The organism is uncultured Gemella sp. (assembly GCF_963537375.1).
GTDB lineage: Bacteria > Bacillota > Bacilli > Staphylococcales > Gemellaceae > Gemella.
In genome coordinates this window covers 1-8761 of sequence record NZ_CAUTDQ010000057.1, presented here as the reverse complement: position 1 = coordinate 8761, position 8761 = coordinate 1, and the positions used below count along the sequence as shown (strand labels likewise).

At 28.5% G+C, this 8761-nt stretch carries 8 protein-coding genes and 1 pseudogene; 8 read left to right on the top strand and 1 reads right to left on the bottom strand.

The window, feature by feature from the left end; translation table 11 throughout:
* Window positions 1-505 (bottom strand): annotated as a pseudogene (locus RYK99_RS08415) (transporter); the annotation flags it as partial.
* A 182-nt stretch (window positions 506-687) separates the two neighbouring features.
* Here RYK99_RS08415 and tpx point away from each other — a divergent pair.
* The 8 genes from tpx to RYK99_RS08375 all read left to right on the top strand — a co-directional run bounded on the left by tpx (window position 688) and on the right by RYK99_RS08375 (window position 8522).
* Window positions 688-1185, top strand: coding sequence for a thiol peroxidase (gene tpx, locus RYK99_RS08410; protein WP_314991771.1), 498 nt, complete (start codon window positions 688-690; stop codon window positions 1183-1185).
* Between the two features lie 11 nt (window positions 1186-1196).
* Window positions 1197-1817: an MptD family putative ECF transporter S component gene (locus RYK99_RS08405; protein ID WP_314991769.1), complete on the top strand. Its 621-nt coding sequence runs from the start codon at window positions 1197-1199 to the stop codon at window positions 1815-1817.
* A 1-nt stretch (window position 1818) separates the two neighbouring features.
* Window positions 1819-2508 carry an energy-coupling factor transporter transmembrane component T gene (locus RYK99_RS08400; RefSeq protein ID WP_314991767.1) on the top strand — a complete coding sequence of 230 codons (690 nt, stop codon included), beginning with the start codon at window positions 1819-1821 and terminating at the stop codon, window positions 2506-2508.
* A 4-nt stretch (window positions 2509-2512) separates the two neighbouring features.
* Window positions 2513-3943: an ABC transporter ATP-binding protein gene (locus tag RYK99_RS08395; RefSeq protein WP_314991763.1), complete on the top strand. Its 1431-nt coding sequence runs from the start codon at window positions 2513-2515 to the stop codon at window positions 3941-3943.
* Between the two features lie 147 nt (window positions 3944-4090).
* Complete coding sequence (gene whiA / locus RYK99_RS08390; protein ID WP_003146989.1) at window positions 4091-5041, top strand: DNA-binding protein WhiA; 951 nt, start codon at window positions 4091-4093, stop codon at window positions 5039-5041.
* 19 nt (window positions 5042-5060) lie between these two features.
* Window positions 5061-5672, top strand: coding sequence for an NUDIX domain-containing protein (locus RYK99_RS08385; protein WP_314991773.1), 612 nt, complete (start codon window positions 5061-5063; stop codon window positions 5670-5672).
* A gap of 360 nt (window positions 5673-6032) precedes the next feature.
* A complete protein-coding gene (gene gltS / locus RYK99_RS08380) occupies window positions 6033-7241 on the top strand; it encodes a sodium/glutamate symporter (RefSeq protein ID WP_314991761.1) in 1209 nt (402 codons plus the stop codon).
* A 135-nt stretch (window positions 7242-7376) separates the two neighbouring features.
* Window positions 7377-8522 carry a YSIRK-type signal peptide-containing protein gene (locus RYK99_RS08375; RefSeq protein WP_314991759.1) on the top strand — a complete coding sequence of 382 codons (1146 nt, stop codon included), beginning with the start codon at window positions 7377-7379 and terminating at the stop codon, window positions 8520-8522.
* Window positions 8523-8761 lie beyond the last annotated feature (239 nt).

Genomic DNA, 8761 nt, shown 5'->3' with positions numbered 1-8761 from the left:
GTTTTTCAGCTTTTTCTTTTTCGATGCGTTGACGTTCTAATTCTTTTTCACGAGCGATACGTTCTTTTTCAAGACGTTCTTGTTCACGTTTTTCAGCTTTTTCTTTTTCGATGCGTTGACGTTCTAATTCTTTTTCACGAGCAATACGTTCTTTTTCAAGTCTTTCTTTTTCAGCACGAGCAAGTTCATTTTTCTTCTTCTCTTCTTCTATTTTACGTTGTTGTTCTTCAAATTGTTTTTTAGCTTTTTCTAGCTCTAAAGCTCGTTTTTTTAATTCTTGTTCTTGTTTTTTTACTTCTTTTTCTTTTTCTCGAAGTTCTTTTTCAATAGCGGATTCATCAATATGAGAACTACTATTTTCGTTAATCTTAGATTCATTATTTTTAAAATTAAGAGTCTTAACTTGTTTTTTAAAACGACCAAAAAAAGATGTAGAGTTATCTTTTTCTTCAGTCGTATCTGTAGTATCATTTTTAACTACTATATCTTTTTCTTCTTTTGACATAAAAATAATCCTTTCAAACAATATTCCATTCTATTATATCATAAAATAATAACAAAACTACATAAAAAACGCTTAAAATCATATTAAATTATGTAAAAAACTTTTAACTCTAATTGAAATATGTTATCATTAGTTGTAGATAGTTTTATCAATATAAATTATATTAAAAAGAGGTATTAATTATGAAGAAAACAATAAGCTTTAAAGGAACACCAGTTACTATTGAAGACAAGCTAAACTTAGGGGAAGTTTTCCCGAATTTTAGAGCTGTTACTAAAACATTATCAGAGTTTGAATTATCAGATTATAAAGGGAAAAAAGTAATTGTCAACACATTCCCATCAGTAGACACAGGAGTATGTGCTTTACAAACTATTAACTTTAATAAAGCAGTAGGGGATTTAACTGATACAATAGTAATCACAGTATCAAAAGACTTACCATTTGCATTAGGAAGATTCTGTGCTGATAAAGAGATTAACAATGCAATTACTGTTTCTGACTATAAATATCGTGATTTTGAAAATAATAATGGATTATTAATCGAAGAATTAGGTTTATTATCACGTGCTGTTTTTGTTCTTGATGAACAAGGAGTTATTCGCTATAAAGAAGTGTTAGAGGAAATCGGTGAAGAGCCAAACTATAACAATGCTCTAGATGCACTGAAGAAATTATAGTGGGGTAATAGATGACAGAATTAAAATATATAAATAAAGAAGAAAATAAAAATTTACAGATTAAAGATTTAATTACTTTAGGACTTTATACTATTTTATTAATTCTTGTAATGGCTGTGGGAATTGGAATTTCTACATTTTTAACATCATTGATATTTGGCGGAAAAGTATATTTTGCTACCTATACTTCTATTACGGCTGCCCTAGTTTGTGGAAGTGTATATAGTTTAATTTTTAATAAAATCAATAAAAATATGGCTATATTTATAATGATAGCAATTATTGGTATTTTTATGACTGTATCAGGTCACTCTGTTGTAGGTGGAGTTGTTCTAATTGGAGCGGCTGTTTTAGCGGAGATTGCATTCAGATATGGAAATGAATATTTATCATACTTATTCTTTAATTTAGGAAATATCGGATTAATATTACCAATGTTCTTTATGAAAGATGCATATGTAAAACATCTTCAAAATAGAAATTATTCTCAAGAAAAAATTAACTTAGTTATGAGTTCTACAGATATGAAGACATTTATTTTTATAGTTATCTTTACGATTATTTTCTCAATTATTGGAACATACCTTGGAAGAAAATTATATTTCAAGAATTTCAATAAAGCAGGTATATAGTATGTTGAAGTTAGATATAAGAACTAAGATTTTTATATTGATCATTGCTAATATTTTAATGTTTAAAATGATGCCAATTAGCATGCATTTAGTTATTGCACTTTGTTTTTCAATATACTTAGGTATAAGTTCTAACTTTAAAAGAATGATTAGATTTTTCGGGATATATCTTTTCTTTACAGCATATGAAGTTTTCTTTGCTCATACTGTAACGCTTCAAGTTGTTGATAGCTTTTTATTACTAACTGCACTAATGTTTAAAACGTTATATTTCCCATTATGTGCGGGTATGGCGTTAGTTAGTAGTTCAAAAGTATCTGAATTGATATGCTTTTTAAGAAGTATTAGATTACCAAAGAAAATGATAATAGTTCTTGCAGTTTTATACAGATTTTTCCCTGTATTACTTACTGACTACAAACTAATAAAGAATTCGTTAAAAATGAAGGGGATTGGAGTAAGTAGAGGTTACTACTTACTTCATCCATTTAAATTTTTTGAATATATATTTGTTCCTTATGTAATTATAAGTACAAATATTGCTAATGAACTTTCTGTTTCGTGTTTGTGCCGTGGTATAGATAATGAAGAAAAACCAACTAGTTATATTGAATTAAAATTTAACAAGATTGATTATTTGGTCATGGTAGCTGTTACTATAATTTTTTGTTTTATTATGTTTATGAGGTGATAAGTTGATAACATTTAAAAATTTTAATTACAAATATATTGAATCTAAAAAATTAAATATTGAAGATTTGTCACTAGAAATCAAAAAAGGTGAATGTATTCTGTTTACGGGAGCAAGTGGCTGTGGGAAAACAACAATTATGAGGGTTTTAAATGGTCTAGCTCCTGAATTTTTCGATGGTGGTTTCAGTGGAGAATTTAAAGTTGCACATCTAAGTATAGGAGATAGATTAAAAGATTTCTCTAAAGTAGTAGGAAGTGTATTTCAAAATCCTAAGAATCAGTTTTTCAATTTAGACTCTACTAGTGAACTTGCTTTTAGTATGGAAAATTATGGTTATTCTAAACCTGAAATTCAAAATAGAATTGATGAAGTAGTAAATGAGTTTGCTGCTGATTATCTATTGGATAGAAATGTCTTAGAATTAAGTGGTGGTGAAAAACAAAAACTAGCTTTTATGGCAAGTATGATGCTTGATGCTGATGTTTATGTTCTTGATGAAATTACTAGTAATCTAGATTTAAAATCTATAAAACTAATATCTTCAATAATAGAAGCATTGAAAAATAAAGGAAAGACAATAATTGTAGCTGAGCATAGAATTTACTATCTAAAGAATTTAATCGATAGAATGTATATTATTAAAGATGGTAGACTAGTTCACGAAGTTACAAAAGAACAGCTTTCTGATTTTGATAGTAGAGCGTGTCAAACTAGACAAATAGATTTATCAAGAGTAGAGCTTGGTAAGAAAGAACCTAGAAAGAATAAAGAGAATTATTTATATATTGAGCAACTAGATTATAAAGTCCATAATCATCAAGTTTATTTAAAAAATGAGAGTTTTTCTTCATCAAAAATTTATTCTATAATTGGTGCTAATGGATGCGGAAAGACTACTTTTGCTAATGCTCTAAGTGGACTACATAAATCTAAACATAAAGTTACACTTAATGGAAAAAATCTTAATAAAAAAGATTTAATACGTAGTACATTCCAAGTAATGCAAGATGTGAATTATCAATTATTTACTAACCTTGTTGAAAAGGAGATTAAGTTAGGTAGTGAGAATTTAGAGTTATTTGATGAAGTAGTAGATAAATTAAATATTAGGAAATTTTTAAATCGTCATCCTAATACATTATCTGGAGGAGAAAAACAAAGGGTAGCGATAGCATCTGCCTTATTGTCTAATAAAAAAATCTTAGTATTTGATGAACCAACGAGCGGACTAGATTATGTAAATATGATAGAACTAAGCCATTTGATCCAGCAAATAGCTAAAGATGATGTTGTGATATTTATAATTACCCACGATTATGAATTTTTATGTCAAGTCTCTGACGAAGTACTTTTCTTTGATAAACAAGGTATAAAAGAACGTATAGAGGTAAATGAGTCTAATAAAAATAGAATATTAGAAAAGATGAGTTAATGTACATAGTATGTTAACTCTTTTTTTTCTCATATTGATTTGCAAATGTACTATGTTAACTATATTTTCAACTCAAATAATTTGTTAATTTACTATTATCATGATAAAATATATAGGTTATAGAAAAATGAAGATAGGAGGGAATTTATGTCATACGCTTCAGATATGAAAAAAGAGTTGACTTTAATAGAGATAACAAAAGATAGAGAATTTTTATCTGAGTTATCTGCTCTTATAAAAATGAACGGTGTATTAAATATATCGAATGGTAGGTTAAGCTTAAGTTTTCAAACTGAGAACGCCTCAATAGCACGAAGAATGTTTTCTTTAATTAAGTATTTTTATGATGTACATGTGAATATTTCTGTACGTAAAAAATTAAAGTTAAAGAAAAATAATGTATATATTTGTCGTTTAGATCAAAATGTGAAAGAAATATTGACTGATCTTTACATTCTAAATGATAATTACACAATGAGAATAGATATTGCTAAAGAATTAATAGATACGGATGAGAAAAAACGAGCGTATTTACGTGGTGCATTTTTAGCAGGTGGTTCGATAAATAACCCTCGTACATCTAGTTATCATATGGAGATTTTCTCATCTTATGAGGAACACAATAGAGAATTAAATGAACTATTAAATAGTTATAAATTGAATGCAAGAAGCCTTGAAAGAAAAAAAGGATTCATTGTTTATATTAAGGAATCTGAGAAAATAGCTGAGTTTATTAATTTGGTAGGAGCTTTTCAAGCTTTGTTCCAATTTGAAGATGAAAGAATTGTTAGAGATATAAATAACTCTGTAAATAGAATGCAAAATTGCGACATGGCGAATATGAATAAGACTGTTAATGCCTCTGCGAAGCAGGTTGAGGATATTAATATAATTGAGGAAAGAATAGGGTTGGATAATATCGATGAGAAACTTCGAGTTGTTGCTGAAGCAAGACTTAAGTATCCAGAGTATCCATTAAAAGAAATAGCGGAAATGATTGAAGATGGAAAATTATCGAAATCGGGTCTTAATCATAGATTTAGAAAAATAGCGAAAATAGCTAAAGAATTAAGAGAAGGAACATACCAAGCAAAATAAAGAGAAAGGATAAAAAATGATGAGCAAGTGGGATGAACAAATTTTAGTTGTAAATAGAAAAGAATTATTTAATAATGAGGAAAATCATTTTTATGGTTTTATAGAAAAAAATGATGATAAAACAAAAAAAATTATTGATACATTCGAATCATATGAAGTAAAACGTCGTGGAGATATGGAAGAAGATCCAAGTTATAAACAATTAATCGGGTACGTACTATTAAAAGATTCGAATACTAATGATGTATTAGTATATAAACGCCTAGTAGGTGGAGGTGAATCAAGACTTCACGGTAAAGCTTCTGTTGGTATTGGTGGACATATGAATGAGGTTGAAGGAAAAACAATTTTTGAAATGTTAAAAATCAATGCTGCTAGAGAGTTGAATGAAGAAGTGGGAGTTTCTGAAGAAGAGGCATTAAATAATCTACACTTTATAGGGTTGATAAATGATGATAAAACAGAAGTAGGTCAAGTCCATGTAGGTGTTGTCTATGAGTGTAAAGTTGATAAAACTAAAGTGGAAGTAAAAGAAGATGATACACTTGTTATCAAGTGGATGTCAGCAGAAGAAGCAAAATCAGAAGAAAATTATGAGACTTGGTCAGAATTTTTAAAACCAATATTCTAATTATGAAGCGCGGTTTAAAAGAATACTAGCTTCATATTAATGCTAACTATATTCAGATTACTATTAAATCTGAAAAATAATAAACAGAGCGAATTTGTAAAAAATAATTTTAAAAATTGTTTAAAACTAATCGTTCTGTTTATTTATTTTAAAACTGATAGTTATTAAAATGTAATAAAATCTAACGTAGTCTTGAAAAAAATTAAAATAAAGTGTAATATTAATATATAAAATTATAATATTTTGCAAATTTACATTGAAAAATTTTCAAAAATTAAAATTTATAAAGTGTACTTTCTAAATATAAAGTTTATAACAACATGTTAGAAAATATAACGTAAATATAGAAAGGATGATAATATGTTTAATATAAAAATGGATATGATACAAACAGTAGGATTGGCTGTTGTAATATTAATTATTGGAAGATTTCTGAGAAGTAGAGTTAAATTCTTTGAAACATATTGTATACCATCGCCAGTTATTGGAGGATTCTTATTTGCAATATTAAATTTAGTCTTAAGACAAACAAACTTAGTAATTTTTGAGTTTGATAATACTTTACAAAGTTTCTTTATGACAGTATTCTTTACAAGTATAGGGTTTAATGCAAGTTGGAGATTACTTAAAGTTGGTGGAAGAAAAGTTGTTATGTTCTTATTAATGGCTATAATTTTAGTAGTTCTTCAAAATATTGTAGCGGTCGGAATTGGATATGCAACTGGAATAGATCCGCTAATAGCATTATTAACAGGTTCGACTGCAATGACAGGTGGACATGGGACTGCGGCTGCGATGGCACCAATCGTTGAGGAATTGGGCCACACAGGTGCTAAGAGTGTTGCTATTGCGGCAGCAACTTTTGGTTTAATCGCAGGGTCTAGTCTTGGAGGACCATTAGCTAACAGATTAATTAGTGGTAAAAAGTTAAAAGTAGTAGTTGAAGAAGTTGAAAATGAAAAAGTACACAACGATGAATTTTTATTCAATAATGATGTTAAGAAATTAGATGGTGAGAATTTCGCGAAAGCATTTTTCTTAATTTTACTATCAATGTTTATCGGAAGTTATGTATCAACATTTTTAAATCAGTTTTTAAACTTCCCGAACTATATTGGGCCGATGATTGTAGCGGCAATTTTAAGAAATGTAACAGACCATACAAGTAAGTTTGATTTACACTATGAAGAAATTCATATTTTAGAGGATGTTTCATTAAATCTATTCTTAGGAATGGCTATGATAAGTTTAAAACTATGGGAACTAAGTAGTGTCGCAGGACAACTTGCTGCTTTATTATTAGCTCAAGCAGTATTAGCATGGATATTTATCTACTTCGTTACATTTAGAGTAATGGGTGGAAATTATGATGCCGCTGTATTATCTGCAGGACACGTTGGATTTGGACTTGGAGCGACACCAAATGGTATTGCGAATATGCAAAGTGTTTGTGATAAATATAAACACTCACATATAGCGTTCTTCGTTATGCCAATAGTAGGGGCATTATTTATTGACTTCTTTAATGTCGCTATTATAAGTGGATTTTTCTCATTTTTATCTAGATAAAAATAAAAAAAGTTTGATTAGTAATTTCAATGCTAATCAAACTTTTTTATGACTTTTACTTGATGAAAATGGTAATGTATAATATAATAATTAGAAAGTTTAAATAGATTTAATAATCATTTTAGGAGAATAGAAGTGAAGAGAAATAGATATAGATATTCTATTAGAAAAGTAACAGTCGGTGTTACAAGTATTATTATTGGGTTAAGTGCTGGGAAAATTGGTACGACAAATGCAGCAGCAAATACTAATATTCCAACTGATAATAAAGTAATAATTGATGAGAGTGGTGTTCGACCAGATGTTGAACCTATCCTACCAGAGAATGCATCTAAAAAATTAGAGAATAAACCACTTGTACAACTACCAGAGAAATCAGTTAGAAAACCGCTAGTGAAGCCAAAAGGCAAAACAGCGGGAAAACCGGTAAGAAAACTGCCTGTGAGATCTGAAGAAAAAATACCAGGAAAACCAGACAGAAAACCACCTGTGAAACTAGAAGAAAAGCCAATAGAAAAACCATCAGTTATGCCAGATAAAAAATCATCTATTGAACCAGACAGAAAACAAGTGGTAGAACCGAAAGAAGATAAAACTCAAGTAAAACAAGATGACGATAATAAGTTCCCGGCAATGTCGGATAATGAAAAATATCATAATCTAAAAAAATCTCCTAATAAAGATTTGTTAGTTGCAAATTTATCAGGCCGTGATCTAAGAGTAGAATATAAAAAAGGAAGTATCGCAGCTGATAAATTATATGTTGAATCTTTAAATGATAATAAGTTAAATAAATCTATTGAAAACAAGTTAGGTAATGATTATAAAATTATAGAAACGTTCGAAATCCACTTTGAAAAAGATGATAAAAAGGTAGACAGTAACGAGGAGAGAACTGTAAAAATAGCAATAACTAAGAAGGATAATACTGAATTAGAAGTTTATCATATTACGAATGATAACTCTCTTGAAAAAGTTAATAGTAAATATTCAGAAGGAGAATTACAGTTTAATATTAACCATTTTAGTAAATTTACAATTGTAGAACGAATAAAAATTGGTGCAAAAAATCTTGAAGAAAGAGCACAGGTGATTATTCCCGAAAGAGCTGTAGATGTTAAGAAGGAAGAATTACCAGAAACATTAACTAAAAAAATAGATAATGTGAATAAAGTCTCTTCGTTACCAAAAACTGGTATAAAAACTGTGACTTTAGAATTAGTTGGAGTTATGCTAATCTTAGCTGCAATATTAATAAGAAGAGGGCAAAAGAATAATTAAGACACTATAAAGAGTAACGATTTAGAAATTAATTGTTACTCTTTATTTTTAATTTTATAGAAGTATATATTTTTTAGTTGATAGTAATTACGCACATTAACCGTAAAGATTCCTATTTACAAACTCAAAACACTATGTTATAATAAAACGGAATTATTACGAATTAAATATTTAAGGAGAATATGTATGAACAAGAAAAAAATGATTATTACTAGTGCCTGCGGTTCACTTGTAATCGG